The organism is Citrobacter sp. CRE-46, from assembly GCF_059615875.1.
On record NZ_CM184341.1, the window covers coordinates 423,395 to 437,506 of the forward strand.

Annotated in this window: 16 protein-coding genes and 1 pseudogene; 8 read left to right on the forward strand and 9 right to left on the reverse strand. The window is 49.0% G+C overall.

From position 1 onward, the window contains the following. Window positions 1–4 precede the first annotated feature (4 nt). From tusB to bfr, 8 genes are all read left to right on the forward strand, one after another. Complete coding sequence (tusB, locus tag AC534G_RS02000; RefSeq protein WP_038634759.1) at window positions 5–292, forward strand: sulfurtransferase complex subunit TusB; 288 nt, start codon at window positions 5–7, stop codon at window positions 290–292. Between the two features lie 125 nt (window positions 293–417). After that, complete coding sequence (rpsL, locus tag AC534G_RS02005; RefSeq protein ID WP_448843155.1) at window positions 418–792, forward strand: 30S ribosomal protein S12; 375 nt, start codon at window positions 418–420, stop codon at window positions 790–792. 95 nt (window positions 793–887) lie between these two features. Next, window positions 888–1,358 (forward strand): 30S ribosomal protein S7, encoded by a 471-nt coding sequence (gene rpsG, locus AC534G_RS02010; RefSeq protein WP_003023657.1) that lies wholly within the window; start codon window positions 888–890, stop codon window positions 1,356–1,358. Window positions 1,359–1,454: 96 nt separating this feature from the next. Continuing rightward, complete coding sequence (gene fusA / locus AC534G_RS02015; protein WP_038634754.1) at window positions 1,455–3,569, forward strand: elongation factor G; 2,115 nt, start codon at window positions 1,455–1,457, stop codon at window positions 3,567–3,569. A gap of 69 nt (window positions 3,570–3,638) precedes the next feature. After that, window positions 3,639–4,823, forward strand: a complete 1,185-nt coding sequence (tuf, locus tag AC534G_RS02020) for an elongation factor Tu (RefSeq protein ID WP_016157942.1) — start codon at window positions 3,639–3,641, stop codon at window positions 4,821–4,823. Between the two features lie 263 nt (window positions 4,824–5,086). Beyond that, window positions 5,087–7,177 carry a glycosyl hydrolase family 18 protein gene (locus AC534G_RS02025; protein ID WP_311776199.1) on the forward strand — a complete coding sequence of 697 codons (2,091 nt, stop codon included), beginning with the start codon at window positions 5,087–5,089 and terminating at the stop codon, window positions 7,175–7,177. Window positions 7,178–8,069: 892 nt separating this feature from the next. Next, the gene (bfd, locus tag AC534G_RS02030) at window positions 8,070–8,264 is read left to right on the forward strand and encodes a bacterioferritin-associated ferredoxin (RefSeq protein WP_038634750.1); all 195 of its coding nucleotides are present in this window, start codon (window positions 8,070–8,072) and stop codon (window positions 8,262–8,264) included. A 71-nt stretch (window positions 8,265–8,335) separates the two neighbouring features. After that, window positions 8,336–8,812: a bacterioferritin gene (bfr, locus tag AC534G_RS02035; RefSeq protein ID WP_038634748.1), complete on the forward strand. Its 477-nt coding sequence runs from the start codon at window positions 8,336–8,338 to the stop codon at window positions 8,810–8,812. A gap of 46 nt (window positions 8,813–8,858) precedes the next feature. Here the strand turns inward: bfr and AC534G_RS02040 are convergent, their stop codons facing one another. From AC534G_RS02040 to gspG, 9 genes and pseudogenes are all read right to left on the reverse strand, one after another. Next, a complete protein-coding gene (locus AC534G_RS02040) occupies window positions 8,859–9,344 on the reverse strand; it encodes a prepilin peptidase (RefSeq protein ID WP_496594479.1) in 486 nt (161 codons plus the stop codon). A gap of 39 nt (window positions 9,345–9,383) precedes the next feature. Further along, window positions 9,384–9,497: pseudogene (locus AC534G_RS02045) on the reverse strand (prepilin peptidase); the annotation flags it as partial. Window positions 9,498–9,631: 134 nt separating this feature from the next. Next, entirely contained in the window at window positions 9,632–10,114 is a 483-nt protein-coding gene (locus AC534G_RS02050) for a type II secretion system protein M (protein WP_038634742.1), read from the reverse strand. Beyond that, entirely contained in the window at window positions 10,107–11,237 is a 1,131-nt protein-coding gene (gene gspL / locus AC534G_RS02055) for a type II secretion system protein GspL (RefSeq protein WP_174330311.1), read from the reverse strand. The genes AC534G_RS02050 and gspL overlap by 8 nt, the downstream gene beginning before the upstream one ends. A 10-nt stretch (window positions 11,238–11,247) precedes the next feature. Further along, window positions 11,248–12,225 carry a type II secretion system minor pseudopilin GspK gene (gene gspK / locus AC534G_RS02060; RefSeq protein WP_069325304.1) on the reverse strand — a complete coding sequence of 326 codons (978 nt, stop codon included), beginning with the start codon at window positions 12,223–12,225 and terminating at the stop codon, window positions 11,248–11,250. Then, the gene (locus tag AC534G_RS02065; protein WP_051594490.1) at window positions 12,222–12,815 is read right to left on the reverse strand and encodes a PulJ/GspJ family protein; all 594 of its coding nucleotides are present in this window, start codon (window positions 12,813–12,815) and stop codon (window positions 12,222–12,224) included. The genes gspK and AC534G_RS02065 overlap by 4 nt, the downstream gene beginning before the upstream one ends. Continuing rightward, a complete protein-coding gene (gspI, locus tag AC534G_RS02070) occupies window positions 12,812–13,168 on the reverse strand; it encodes a type II secretion system minor pseudopilin GspI (protein WP_038634734.1) in 357 nt (118 codons plus the stop codon). The genes AC534G_RS02065 and gspI overlap by 4 nt, the downstream gene beginning before the upstream one ends. After that, a complete protein-coding gene (gene gspH, locus AC534G_RS02075; RefSeq protein WP_038634730.1) occupies window positions 13,165–13,665 on the reverse strand; it encodes a type II secretion system minor pseudopilin GspH in 501 nt (166 codons plus the stop codon). The genes gspI and gspH overlap by 4 nt, the downstream gene beginning before the upstream one ends. A gap of 2 nt (window positions 13,666–13,667) precedes the next feature. Beyond that, a complete protein-coding gene (gspG, locus tag AC534G_RS02080) occupies window positions 13,668–14,111 on the reverse strand; it encodes a type II secretion system major pseudopilin GspG (RefSeq protein ID WP_110496682.1) in 444 nt (147 codons plus the stop codon). Between the last annotated feature and the right edge of the window lies 1 nt (window position 14,112).

Consider the following 14,112-nt stretch of genomic DNA (forward strand, 5'->3'; position numbering starts at 1 on the left):
TCTCATGCTGCACACACTACACCGCTCCGCGTGGCTTACTGATTTCTCCTCTCTTCTTCGCCTGATTGAAAAAGACGATGAGCTTTTACTGCTCCAGGATGGCGTGACTGCCGCAATAGAAGGAAGCCGTTTCCTTGAAAGTCTGCAAAATGCCTCCATTAAGGTCTCTGTACTGGAAGAAGACATTAAAGCTCGCGGGTTAGATGGTCAAATTTCAGACAGTGTCGTCAGGGTTAGCTATACTGACTTCGTCAGACTTACGGTGAAGCATCCCAACCAGATGTCCTGGTAATTGCGGGATCGTTGTATATTTCTTGACACCTTTTCGACACCGACCTAAAATTCTGCGTCCTCATATTGTATGAGGTCGTTTTATTACGTGTTTACGAAGCAAAAGCTAAAACCAGGAGCTATTTAATGGCAACAGTTAACCAGCTGGTACGCAAACCACGTGCACGCAAAGTTGCAAAAAGCAACGTGCCTGCGCTGGAAGCATGCCCGCAGAAACGTGGCGTATGTACTCGTGTATATACTACCACCCCTAGAAAACCGAACTCCGCACTGCGTAAAGTTTGCCGTGTTCGTCTGACTAACGGTTTTGAAGTGACTTCCTACATCGGTGGTGAAGGTCACAACCTGCAGGAGCACTCCGTGATCCTGATCCGTGGCGGTCGTGTAAAAGACCTCCCGGGTGTTCGTTACCACACCGTTCGTGGTGCGCTTGACTGCTCCGGCGTTAAAGACCGTAAGCAATCACGCTCCAAGTATGGCGTGAAACGTCCTAAGGCTTAATGGTTCTCCGTTAAGTAAGGCCAAACGTTTTATATTAATGTCAAACTAAACTCTTAGAGTTTTGGACAATCCTGAATTAACAACGGAGTATTTCCATGCCACGTCGTCGCGTCATTGGTCAGCGTAAAATTCTGCCGGATCCGAAGTTCGGATCAGAACTGCTGGCTAAATTTGTAAATATCCTGATGGTAGATGGTAAAAAATCTACTGCCGAAACTATCGTATACAGCGCGCTGGAGACCCTGGCTCAGCGTTCTGGTAAAAACGAACTGGAAGCTTTCGAAGTAGCTCTCGAAAACGTGCGCCCGACTGTCGAAGTTAAGTCTCGCCGCGTTGGTGGTTCTACTTATCAGGTACCAGTTGAAGTCCGTCCGGTCCGTCGTAATGCCCTGGCAATGCGTTGGATCGTTGAAGCTGCTCGTAAACGCGGTGATAAATCCATGGCTCTGCGCCTGGCGAACGAACTTTCTGATGCTGCAGAAAACAAAGGTACTGCAGTTAAGAAACGTGAAGACGTTCACCGTATGGCAGAAGCCAACAAGGCGTTCGCACACTACCGTTGGTAATCCCTTCGGAGTTTTAGTCACCAGGCGGGCGCTTCCAGTAAGCAGCCCGCTTTGGGCTACTTAAATTGAACGCCTAAAAGATAAACGAGGAATCAAATGGCTCGTACAACACCCATCGCGCGCTACCGTAACATCGGTATCAGTGCGCACATCGACGCCGGTAAAACCACTACTACCGAACGTATTCTGTTCTACACCGGTGTAAACCATAAAATCGGTGAAGTTCATGACGGCGCAGCCACCATGGACTGGATGGAGCAGGAGCAGGAGCGTGGTATTACTATCACCTCCGCAGCGACTACTGCATTCTGGTCTGGTATGGCTAAGCAGTATGAACCGCATCGCGTAAACATCATCGACACCCCGGGGCACGTTGACTTCACTATCGAAGTAGAACGTTCCATGCGTGTGCTTGATGGTGCAGTAATGGTTTACTGCGCAGTTGGTGGTGTTCAGCCTCAGTCTGAAACCGTATGGCGTCAGGCAAACAAATATAAAGTTCCGCGCATTGCGTTCGTTAACAAAATGGACCGTATGGGTGCGAACTTCCTGAAAGTTGTTGGTCAGATCAAAACCCGTCTGGGCGCGAACCCTGTTCCGCTGCAGCTGGCGATTGGCGCTGAAGAAGCGTTCACCGGTGTTGTTGACCTGGTGAAAATGAAAGCCATCAACTGGAACGAAGAAGATGCAGGCGTAACCTTCACTTATGAAGATATCCCGGCTGACATGCAGGAACTGGCTGACGAATGGCACCAGAACCTGATCGAGTCCGCAGCGGAAGCTTCAGAAGAGCTGATGGAGAAATACCTGGGTGGTGAAGAACTGACTGAAGAAGAGATCAAAAAAGCTCTGCGTCAGCGCGTTCTGAACAACGAAATCATCCTGGTAACCTGTGGTTCTGCATTTAAGAACAAAGGTGTTCAGGCGATGCTGGATGCGGTAATTGATTACCTGCCATCCCCAGTCGACGTACCTGCGATCAACGGTATTCTGGACGACGGTAAAGATACTCCGGCTGAGCGTCACGCTAGCGATGATGAGCCGTTTGCTGCTCTGGCATTCAAAATCGCTACCGACCCGTTCGTGGGTAACCTGACCTTCTTCCGTGTGTACTCTGGTGTGGTTAACTCCGGTGATACCATCCTGAACTCCGTGAAAACTGCACGTGAGCGTTTTGGCCGTATCGTTCAGATGCACGCCAACAAACGTGAAGAGATCAAAGAAGTTCGCGCGGGCGATATCGCTGCTGCAATCGGTCTGAAAGACGTGACCACTGGTGACACTCTGTGTGACCCGGATCACCCGATCATTCTGGAACGTATGGAATTCCCTGAGCCGGTAATCTCCATCGCGGTAGAACCGAAAACCAAAGCTGACCAGGAAAAAATGGGTCTGGCTCTGGGCCGTCTGGCTAAAGAAGACCCGTCTTTCCGCGTATGGACTGACGAAGAATCTAACCAGACTATTATCGCTGGTATGGGTGAGCTGCACCTCGACATCATCGTTGACCGTATGAAGCGTGAATTCAACGTTGAAGCGAACGTCGGTAAACCTCAGGTTGCTTACCGCGAAGCGATTCGCGCGAAAGTTACCGATATCGAAGGTAAACACGCTAAGCAGTCTGGTGGTCGCGGTCAGTACGGTCATGTTGTTATCGACATGTACCCGCTGGAGCCGGGTTCAAACCCGAAAGGCTACGAGTTCATCAACGACATCAAAGGTGGTGTAATTCCTGGCGAATACATCCCGGCCGTTGATAAAGGCATCCAGGAACAGCTGAAATCTGGCCCGCTGGCTGGTTACCCGGTTGTTGATCTGGGCGTGCGTCTGCACTTCGGTTCTTACCATGACGTTGACTCCTCTGAGCTGGCGTTTAAACTGGCCGCTTCTATCGCCTTCAAAGATGGCTTTAAGAAAGCGAAACCAGTTCTGCTTGAGCCTATCATGAAGGTTGAAGTAGAGACTCCGGAAGAGAACACCGGTGACGTTATCGGTGACTTGAGCCGCCGTCGTGGTATGCTTCGTGGTCAGGAATCCAACGTCACTGGCGTTGTTATCCATGCTGAAGTTCCGCTGTCTGAAATGTTCGGATATGCAACCCAGCTGCGTTCTCTGACCAAAGGCCGTGCTTCTTACTCCATGGAGTTCCTGAAGTACGACGATGCGCCGAACAACGTTGCTCAGGCCGTTATTGAAGCCCGTGGTAAATAAGCCACAGGATTAAAACCTAAGTCCCGTGCTCTCTCCATAGGGGAGAGCACTATAGTAAGGAATATAGCCGTGTCTAAAGAAAAATTTGAACGTACAAAACCGCACGTTAACGTCGGCACCATCGGCCACGTTGACCACGGTAAAACTACCCTGACCGCTGCAATCACCACCGTACTGGCTAAAACCTACGGCGGTGCTGCTCGTGCATTCGACCAGATCGATAACGCGCCGGAAGAAAAAGCTCGTGGTATCACCATCAACACTTCTCACGTTGAATATGACACCCCGACTCGCCACTACGCACACGTAGACTGCCCGGGCCACGCCGACTATGTTAAAAACATGATCACCGGTGCTGCGCAGATGGACGGCGCGATCCTGGTTGTTGCTGCGACTGACGGCCCGATGCCGCAGACTCGTGAGCACATCCTGCTGGGTCGTCAGGTAGGCGTTCCGTACATCATCGTGTTCCTGAACAAATGCGACATGGTTGATGACGAAGAGCTGCTGGAACTGGTAGAAATGGAAGTTCGTGAACTTCTGTCTCAGTACGATTTCCCGGGCGACGACACTCCGATCGTTCGTGGTTCTGCTCTGAAAGCGCTGGAAGGCGAAGCAGAGTGGGAAGCGAAAATCATCGAACTGGCTGGCTTCCTGGACTCTTACATCCCGGAACCAGAGCGTGCGATTGACAAGCCGTTCCTGCTGCCTATCGAAGACGTATTCTCCATCTCCGGTCGTGGTACCGTTGTTACCGGTCGTGTAGAGCGCGGTATCATCAAAGTTGGCGAAGAAGTTGAAATCGTTGGTATCAAAGACACCGCTAAGTCTACCTGTACTGGCGTTGAAATGTTCCGCAAACTGCTGGACGAAGGCCGTGCTGGTGAGAACGTTGGTGTTCTGCTGCGTGGTATCAAACGTGAAGAAATCGAACGTGGTCAGGTACTGGCTAAGCCGGGCTCTATCAAGCCGCACACCAAGTTCGAATCTGAAGTGTACATCCTGTCCAAAGACGAAGGCGGCCGTCATACTCCGTTCTTCAAAGGCTACCGTCCGCAGTTCTACTTCCGTACTACTGACGTGACTGGCACCATCGAACTGCCGGAAGGCGTAGAGATGGTAATGCCGGGCGACAACATCAAAATGGTTGTTACCCTGATCCACCCGATCGCGATGGACGACGGTCTGCGTTTCGCAATCCGTGAAGGCGGCCGTACTGTAGGTGCGGGCGTTGTTGCTAAAGTAATGAGCTAATATTACGTTTATTTAACGTAGTTAGTTTAAAAGCCCCGAATATATTTCGGGGCTTTTTTATTTGTGTTTATTTAAAGATTTCAGAAATATTAGTTAATCTCAATATATAAATAATTTATCTGGTAGGATAAGTTTGTTCATTTCTTAAAGCATTGCGATTTTTATTTTATTAATTGAACTTGTTTGTTGTTATATCTACCTTATGCGTTATTACATACATATGTAATAAATTGATGGATTTATAACAACAGGAATGTTTAATAATGCAATTAAATCTCGCAACAAAAGCCTTATTTTGTATGGGGCTGACATGTGCTGCCTTGCCAGCATTTGCCCTGGAAGCATGGAGCGGTCAGGAAGGCGGCAGTACGTATGAAGTGATTTTCGACAGCGGCGTGTATAGCAATGCGTGGTGGGTAGGTGCATCGGATTGTCCGGGAAACGCCGCGGGCGACGAAGCGAATAACCCATGGCGCTACGAGCGAGCAGCGACCGCTGATGAAATAACGAAATATGGTAATCCAACAACCTGCGATACGGGTGGCGGTACGGTAACTTACCCAGCATATGACAATAGTATCGCTTATAATGCTGGTGATATTGTTATTTATAATAATGCGACGTATAAAACGTCTGTCGCGCAAAGCGCTTATGGTTTTGCTCCTGGTCAGGAAAATCCATGGGAGGCTTATGCCGTTGTCACGCAATGGGCGTCCTCGACCGTCTATAATAAAGGCGATAAAGTTCAGAAAAATGGCCAGGAATATGAAGCCCTGTTTTATACCGTAGGGGATGATCCTTCTCTTCCAGCTAATCAAAACCCAACCGGCACAAATGGTCGTCCATGGAAACCACTGGGCACTGTTGTCTCTTATACTCAGGACCAGTTGAATAAAGCTCCAGAATATAATGCCTCCACTGTATATGAAAGCGGCACGCTGATCCGCTATAACGGTGGTAATTACGTTTCGCAGTCCAAAGTACAGAAAGTCTCCCCATCTGATACCAATCCATGGCGCGTGTTTATCGACTGGACCGGCACCAAAGAAAAAGTAGGCACGCCGAAGTCACCATGGCCTGCGCATGTCTATGCCCCATATGTCGATTTTACCCTCAACTCACAGCCGGATCTGGCAAGCCTTGCGCAGAACCAGAATGTCACCCACTTCACCATGGCTTTCGTGGTCAGTAAAGATGCAGATACCTGCCTGCCGACATGGGGTACCGCATATAACGTTAACGACTACGCTCAGTACAGCAAAATTAAAGCGCTGCGTGAAGCAGGTGGCGACATCATGGTTTCCATTGGCGGAGCGAATAACTCCCCACTGGCAGCGTCTTGTAAGAATGTGAATGACCTGAAGCAGCATTATTACGATATCGTAGACAACCTGAATCTTAACGTGCTGGACTTCGATATTGAAGGCACCTGGGTTGCGGATCATGAATCCATAAACCGTCGTAATGAAGCGGTGAAGGCTGTTCAGGACACCTGGAAAGCAGAAGGTCGTAGCGTCGGAATTTGGTACACCTTGCCTATTCTGCCGACGGGCCTGACGGCTGAAGGTCTTTATGTACTTGAAGATGCGAAAGCCAAGGGCGTTGAACTGGCTGGTGTCAACGTCATGGCGATGGATTACGGTAACAGCATTTGCCAGTCTGATGGTACTGAAGGCCAAAACATTCATGGCAAGTGTGCGACATCCGCCATTGAAAACCTCCATAGCCAGATGAAGCAGATTTTCACTGACAAGAGCGATGCGGAAATCAACGCCATGATGGGTACGACGCCGATGATCGGTTACAACGACGTTCAGGGCGAAGTGTTTTATATGTCTGATGCGAAACTGGTGATGCAGGATGCCACTGATCGTGGTCTGGGCATGATTGGCATATGGTCCATGATGCGCGATCAACCTGGCGTGGCCAGGCAGGTTTCCCCTGAGCACAGCGGTCTGACCGAACAGCAGGCTGCGAAATACGCCTTTAGCGAAGTTTTTGCACCGTTTACGAAAGCAGGAAGCGAATTGCCAGACGGTGTGATTTCTTTCACCGTCACAGCTGCGCCAGGTAACAGACATGCACAAATTAAACTGACGAAAGAAGCGTTTAATACCCGCAAGTTTGTTGTATATCAAAACTATAAAACAAACAAAAAGTATATGGGGCATTCAGAAAAAGGCCTCAGCTATTATGGGCACAACTGGTCTGCAGATAATGGTGAAAATACCGTTGCCGAATTCTATTACTACTCTACGCCGAAAGCGGGTGATACCGTAACATTAGTTGAAGATGACTATAGTAAAGAAACGGTATTACAAGAAGTTACAATTAGCAGCGATATGCTGAAGTAAGTCTGAATAGATATTTTAATATATGTTCAGATGTTGTTACCGCAAAGGGATGATTTTATCATCCCTTTTTTACAGATCCTCTAAAAATACAAAGTTATCGATTTTTTGTCGCCAGTTTTGTAGGGACAATAGCCATAATATTTGAGTAACTCTTACTGAACGAATCAAATATTAATAACTTTTAGATCTGCTTGTTGTGGTGACATATCAAGAAGAATAACGCCCGAAGACCGAATATCTGAGTAGCGTAAAAGGATGCTAATGCCTTAATTCTGTCGATTATGATTCTACTGTCATTTATGACAGGGACAATTGTTCTACTGGAAAAGCCAATGGTGGGTTTAGCCCGGCATGATCACAAGCAGTGATTTGGTATGGTTGAACTTTGGTCCTATTCAACACAACGATGGGGTTTTCAACGAATCTGGTAGTGGGTGATAAGATTATCGTTAGTGTTGAGTCAGGAAGTCTCGCTCTTTCTACCAATACCGTCGGTCCGATTCTGGTCGAATTGGTTGTTTAGAGGAGTAATTGCCTCCTGCTTCCACATAACCTGTGAAAAGTTCTGTCTGTTATAGCAATAAATCTATCAAAAATAGTGTAGTAACAACGGGCTGCCCGATTCTACTTATTGGAGAACGGCAACGCTTAATCTATAGCCGGCTGAATCGAATATACTGGGATATAGCCCAAATACCGAGGTTCTGCACTTTCTGGCTTTGGCGTACCGCCGTTATGAAGTAATCAACAGGAATAAGCATATATTCTGATCTAACATGTTGAAATTAATACTGTCATTTCTTTACGGATGTGTCGGCGGCATTTTTAAGGTTTGATTTGTGTTGAGAACAATAATCATTTATCATAATGGTGTTCATGGTTGGGAGCATATATGTACATTTGTTTATGTAACGGCATCAGTGATAAAAAAATTCGTCAGGCGGTACGCCAGTTTCACCCACAGTCATTTCAGCAGTTACGCAAGTTTATTCCTGTTGGAAATCAATGTGGTAAATGTATTCGGGCCGCGCGCGAAGTGATGCAGGAAGAATTAATGCAAATGCCAGAATTTAAAGAGATCGCCTGAGTCACACTCTTTTTTTTGACATCCCGCTAGCCCCATCTACTCTCTAAGAGTGGAAGCGGAGGGACTATATAATGAAAGGTGATGTTAAGGTAATAAATTATCTCAATAAATTATTGGGAAACGAGCTTGTCGCCATCAACCAGTATTTTCTTCATGCGAGAATGTTCAAAAACTGGGGTTTCAAACGTCTGAATGACGTTGAATATCATGAATCTATCGACGAGATGAAACACGCCGATAAGTACATTGAGCGTATTCTCTTTCTTGAAGGTATTCCCAATCTCCAGGATCTGGGCAAACTTGGCATCGGTGAAGATGTTGAAGAGATGCTGCGTTCGGATCTGGCTCTTGAGCTGGAAGGTGCAAAAGACCTGCGTGAAGCAATCGCCTATGCCGACAGCGTATTTGATTACGTCAGCCGTGACATGATGATTGAAATTCTGGCGGATGAGGAAGGCCATATCGACTGGCTGGAGACCGAGCTGGATCTTATCGATAAACTGGGGATCCAGAATTATCTGCAGGCGCAAATTCGCGAAGAAGAGTAGAAGCAGAGTCGTTAATACAGGAAGGAGTTAATCCTTCCTGTTGAGTTCACCAACTTATCCAACAAAAGTAACCCCACCCACTTACGGCCAGTGCCGGGCCGAAAGGAATCAGCGCACCGTGACGTCCTTTTTTTGCCCATAACAGAAGACCATACATAATCCCTGTGATTGAAGCTGCGTAAAGGATCATTGGTATACTTTGCCAACCGCTCCAGGCCCCGGCAGCGGCCAGCATTTTGAAGTCCCCGTAGCCGATCCCCTCTTTATGCCATAACAACCTGACTAACCAGTAGATCAACCACAAAATCATATATCCCGCAACGGCTCCAATGATGGCGTCTTTGCCGGGTATAACACCGAAACTGGCGTTGAATAACAGCCCGAGCCACAGCAATGGCAGCGTGAGTTTGTCAGGCAGAAGATAATGCTGCAGGTCGATTACGCTGAGTGCGAGCGCAAACCAAAAATAGATAAAGAGCGCCAGCGCCAGCAGGATTTCGTTGGGGTGCAGGGCGTAACAGAAAACGGCCATAACAGCACAGAGCGCTTCGAGCAAAGGATAGCGTTTCGAGACAGGAAGACCACAATGACGACACTTCCCCTTCAGACATAGCCAACTCAGTAGGGGAATGTTGTCATACCACGCCAGCGGGGTTTGGCAGTGGCAGCAATGCGAACCAGGCAGCCATAAATTAAAAGGGGAGAGCGCTCCGTCTGCGGGGGGGGGGGGAGAGCACCATCAGAGGCAGGCGCCAGGTGAGCATTCCCATGGTGCTGCCCGCCAGTAGTCCAACGACAAGGAACAATATTGCTAATCCGTTATCCATTTTTTTTCGCTCCAATCGTCAGTCGTGTCAGCGTAATACTGTCGGCATCGTCTTTACTGGCGTGAAACTCAAGCGCCACGATGTGCAGACCATATTCGCTCTGTAACACTGCCAACCAGCGTACGAAGGTGTCCATCTTGATGGTGGCGGCGCTGATATTGAGTCCACCACCGTGAGCCGGCTGGAGTGTTGCGTTAAGTCCCGATTTTTTAAGACTGCGCTTCACCAGCGTTTCCAGGGAGTCCGATTGCGTCCGCTGTGGAAGAAGACCGGCTGCTGAAGCCTGTTTGTGAAGCCACTGTATGTCGAGCTGTAACTTTTCGTCCCGGGATTGCATTGTATCGATAGCCTGACCTAAAGGCTGCCAGGCGCCAAACCAAAAAATGGCCAACAGGCAGCATCCGAACAACGTTATAAAGATGCGTTGCTCATGCGTATTTTTATGATGAAACCAGATCTGAGCACGTTTAATCATTTCGAAGTGTCCACATTCCCTGTTCATGTTTTTCGACTTTTAATGGCAAGCCATAGATGCGCGCTTTGATGAATGCCTGTACCTGGCTTTCATCACTGGCGTAGATGAAAAGCTGCAAAGATTTACTCGCCGGATCATAGTTAAGTCCTTCCAGCGCCAATCCCGGGAATGCTGACAGCTTTGACTGCAACTGCTGCAAGAACAAATAGGGGGCAGGGATATGTTGTTGTAACTGTTTCGGCAGATAGGTTCGCAAATTGCTACTGTGTCTGTTCTCAGGAATGTATCGCTGCCACTGCTGTACCAGATCCTGACTGAGCTGCTTCTCCAGGCTATGGAGTTGCCAGTAGGTAATAGAGCGGGTAAGCAGTGCGACACCCGCAGCCAGCATGATGCTGAATAGCGCGACGCGCTTCAGGAGCGCGGTCCTGGGCGAGCGTGGAGAAGGGGCGCGAATCTTATCGTGTAGAAGATTAGGTACATTGCCGTTTGGGTAGAGAGTCAGAATATGGCGTTCAGGTTGACTCTCTGTACTGGAACAGGCCAGTGGTAACGAACCGTAGTTTACCAACTGCGGAGGGCCGAAATGCGTAAGCAGGTGGGTAAGCCACGCCTCCGTCAGGCAGGAGAGATAATTTTCCTGTGTTCTGAGCAACCACCGATCGCCCTCTCTTAATACCGTCCAGCCATTGTCGCATGCCGGCAGGCAACAGGCGTCAAACGTGACACATGTAGTGTTAATACCTGCATCGGCAAGGGTTCGGAGCTGAGACTCAAGCCAGTCGGCATCAATGCCTGCAACAGTGAGACGAGACCCCTGACGGGACAGTAATGTCCAGTGCAACGAGGGCGCCCCTTCGTCGAGCGTTTCATCAGCGAGCCAGTGAAGCTTTTGGTCAGTCAGTTCATACTCTTCATCCGGTATGACGATTGTTTTACATGTCGCCATACTGGCGGAAAGAAGCAGATGTGCGGACTGCGCCGCTGGAAGTGTACCAAGCTCCGCTAACTGTTCCATGGACAGATGCTGGATTTCACCTCCTCCACCTTCAGTATATTCCACCCATTCCACGGGGGCTGACGGCTGTTTTTGCAGGCGGATAAGCAGTTTTGGTGAGGACACTGAAACTGCTTTACTCTTCGCTACTGCCATCCGTAAGTTGGCGTAAATAGATTTTAATTGTTTTATTTTTTTCATCATAAAAGAAAAATGTGCGCATACCGGAAGTAAGGTCACCCTCGTGGGCTGTAGATGTGGTCAAAAAAAAGGTGCTATTGGCGGTTAACTGTTTTTTAAGCGAATCCGTCAGGGGTTTGGCGGCGCTGTAATCTTGTTGTGCCTGATAGAGAAAGGCATCTACCGTTTTCCAGCCACCTTCAGGGCGTTTCTTCAGCAGTGTTTTTGCATCTGAGTCACTGAGGTTATTGAGAAATAGCGCAGCTAATAGAGGGGCCTGCTGCTCAGTAAGAGTATTAATATTTATGGCGAGTTCATTGCTGAATGTCGCGCAGATAAAAGGGGATAATTTTTGATAAATAGCGTCGGTCATTCCTTTGAGCTTGCGTATTTCGGCAGGTAAAAAGATCATCTGGCCTGCTGTAAGAAAACCCGGTTGGCTGGACTTGTAATACTCATCTTCAGCGCCTTTGACACGGGGCGTCACGTCAGCGTCAATGTAATCTGCGCCAGATTGAGCGATCTCGTCTGCGCGATACTTTTCCACGCCGATTTTTTCCAACAGGGCTGCGAACACCTCGATTTTATAGGGCAGAGTGGTCATCGGGTCCGTCGGCACATCTGCTAATGCATTCAGATTGAAGCAATGTTGTAGATCGCTGGTTTGCCAGCTGACCGTTGTGTTGTCGCGAAGTTCTGCAAACTGGGGGAGCTCATCAAATTGGCTAAGCTTATCCTTGGCATTCTGCAACGTTTGTGCAGTGGCTTGCGCTTCGGCATACAGCAGCGCATATTTCCCCTGGATACTGTCATTTGTGCGTCGGCTGCGCTGCAACTGAGTCTGAAAGCTGATCGTCATTTCTGATGCCAGCGCGGCCATCAGCGCCAGAATCATCAACACGATCAGTAACGCCGATCCCCTTTGATTACTCATTTAGCTGTCCCTGTAGCCGCCCCTGAAGTCGGGCTGGATTTCTGTTTCTCCGGGAACCAGCCGGGCAGAATAAAAAGACGAGTAAGAATCTCTCCGTTTTCACGCTCCAGCGTTATTTTAGCCGTTGTGGATGCACTGTCGCCCTCAGCGAGAGCCATTGTTGCGGACAGATGAGCGATGTCGGAGAGTAACGCTTGTGGCGGTGCCTCCTTTTTGCCATCGGGCGAGCGTCTCATCGCGCGGTATAACGTGCCGTTGTCCACATACCAGTGGACGGTAGTGAGAATGAAAGCGGCCTCGAAAGGCATGGCTGGGTCTCGTGTCTGGGTAGTGAAAATCGCGCCATCTTTTTCGCTGAAAAAAGGCTGATTCGTCTGACGGTTTTTTCGCGGAACGTACTGCATCAAATCGTTTTCAAACAGCAGCATCGTATGCTGAATAGCATCAAAATTATCGGCTGTCTTTTTCGCACGCTGATGCTGCTCTGAGGCCTGGGAAAAAACCATTGAGGCCAAAAAACTGAGCGTCGAGAAAATGGCAATTGCCAGCATCACTTCCAGTAACGTGAAGCCCCGCGGCATCTTACTCATTTTTTGTCTCCGTTTTCTGGCGTCCAGGAGTACAGATTAAGCGTCCGTCCGCTGGCGGAGGTTACGCTGGCTTGCTTTTGATTAATGGCTGATTGGTTTTGCAGGCTACCCGACAACTGCCAGGAGAAAGTCTCGTTCAGCAGTATTGTCTGACCTTTTCCCGAGGTGGTCTGGTCGTTAATGGTTCCAATCAAGGCGTTGTCCGCAGCCCAGAGTGCCAGAGTTTCTTGCTTCAGCGTGTCGAGAGCAGAGAGTTGCCATTGCATACTGCTAATCAACCCTATGACAGCGGTCGCAAAGATTGCCATCGCCAGCAATACCTCAAGCAGGAGCATTCCGCTTTGTTGCTTCATTGCGCATCCTCAAGGCGAGTGATATCCAGCGGTAGCGATCCGTCACACCGCAGAGTCACGAATTTTGCACCGTCTTCATCTCTGAACATCACGGTAAAAGGCGTCAGTTGACCATCGGGTAAGATCATAATTTGTGGATTTGCATTTTCTGCTGAAGGCGTTACTTCAGGTTTGGCTGGCGCAGCCCAGTCACCGTAAAGCGGTAAACTGTCGCTGTCGGCCAGCTCTTGCCAGTTCCATTTGTGGGTTGAATCCTTTTGCGGCAGGTAAAAAGTCCAGCCTTCAGTGGTCAACCGCAAACCGACCACATGCTTTTCCAGCAACGCCAGGTCTGACGCGTATTTCACCGTCTGCCTGAAGGTGTCGATCCGCTGTAGTAGCTTTCCGCCTGATCCCAGCCGGTCGCTTTGCATGGCGATAATGCCCGTAGCTGAGATGGCGATAATGACCACAACCAGCATCACTTCCAGCAACGTGAATCCTTTCTGATGCGTCATGTTTATTGCGATTTTTTGTTATTATCCCAGTTGTTAATGTCATCCGCCGTTCCAACTTCTCCATCTGGCCCTACGGAGCTGATATCAATAGCGCCATGTTCGCCGGGGCTTATCAGGATATAGTCGTTCCCCCAGGGGTCTGCAGGCAGACGTCGGATATAACCGTCAGTATTGTAATTCTCGGCCTTGGGAGAGAGCTCCGGCGCGGTGATGAGTGCTTCCAGACCTTGTTCCGTTGTGGGGTAGCGATGGTTGTCCAGCTTGTACATGTCCAGCGCATTTTCGAGCGCGACAATGTCGCTGACCGCCTTTTGTCTGTCCGCGCGATCTTTGTTGCCCATCAGATTCGGCACGACCAGGCTTGCCAGAACCCCCAAAATCACAATGACCACCATCAATTCCATGAGGGTAAAGCCACGCTCTGTGGCTCGTGTCTGTTGTTCCATA

Bases quoted from the DNA above. Each gene is read 5' to 3' on its own strand.
- tusB (WP_038634759.1), top strand. From the start codon at position 5: ATGCTGCACACACTACACCGCTCCGCGTGGCTTACTGATTTCTCCTCT.
- rpsL (WP_448843155.1), top strand. From the start codon at position 418: ATGGCAACAGTTAACCAGCTGGTACGCAAACCACGTGCACGCAAAGTT.
- rpsG (WP_003023657.1), top strand. From the start codon at position 888: ATGCCACGTCGTCGCGTCATTGGTCAGCGTAAAATTCTGCCGGATCCG.
- fusA (WP_038634754.1), top strand. From the start codon at position 1,455: ATGGCTCGTACAACACCCATCGCGCGCTACCGTAACATCGGTATCAGT.
- AC534G_RS02025 (WP_311776199.1), top strand. From the start codon at position 5,087: ATGCAATTAAATCTCGCAACAAAAGCCTTATTTTGTATGGGGCTGACA.
- bfd (WP_038634750.1), top strand. From the start codon at position 8,070: ATGTACATTTGTTTATGTAACGGCATCAGTGATAAAAAAATTCGTCAG.
- bfr (WP_038634748.1), top strand. From the start codon at position 8,336: ATGAAAGGTGATGTTAAGGTAATAAATTATCTCAATAAATTATTGGGA.
- AC534G_RS02040 (WP_496594479.1), bottom strand. From the start codon at position 9,344: ATGGCCGTTTTCTGTTACGCCCTGCACCCCAACGAAATCCTGCTGGCG.
- AC534G_RS02050 (WP_038634742.1), bottom strand. From the start codon at position 10,114: ATGATTAAACGTGCTCAGATCTGGTTTCATCATAAAAATACGCATGAG.
- gspK (WP_069325304.1), bottom strand. From the start codon at position 12,225: ATGAGTAATCAAAGGGGATCGGCGTTACTGATCGTGTTGATGATTCTG.
- AC534G_RS02065 (WP_051594490.1), bottom strand. From the start codon at position 12,815: ATGAGTAAGATGCCGCGGGGCTTCACGTTACTGGAAGTGATGCTGGCA.
- gspI (WP_038634734.1), bottom strand. From the start codon at position 13,168: ATGAAGCAACAAAGCGGAATGCTCCTGCTTGAGGTATTGCTGGCGATG.
- gspH (WP_038634730.1), bottom strand. From the start codon at position 13,665: ATGACGCATCAGAAAGGATTCACGTTGCTGGAAGTGATGCTGGTTGTG.
- gspG (WP_110496682.1), bottom strand. From the start codon at position 14,111: ATGGAACAACAGACACGAGCCACAGAGCGTGGCTTTACCCTCATGGAA.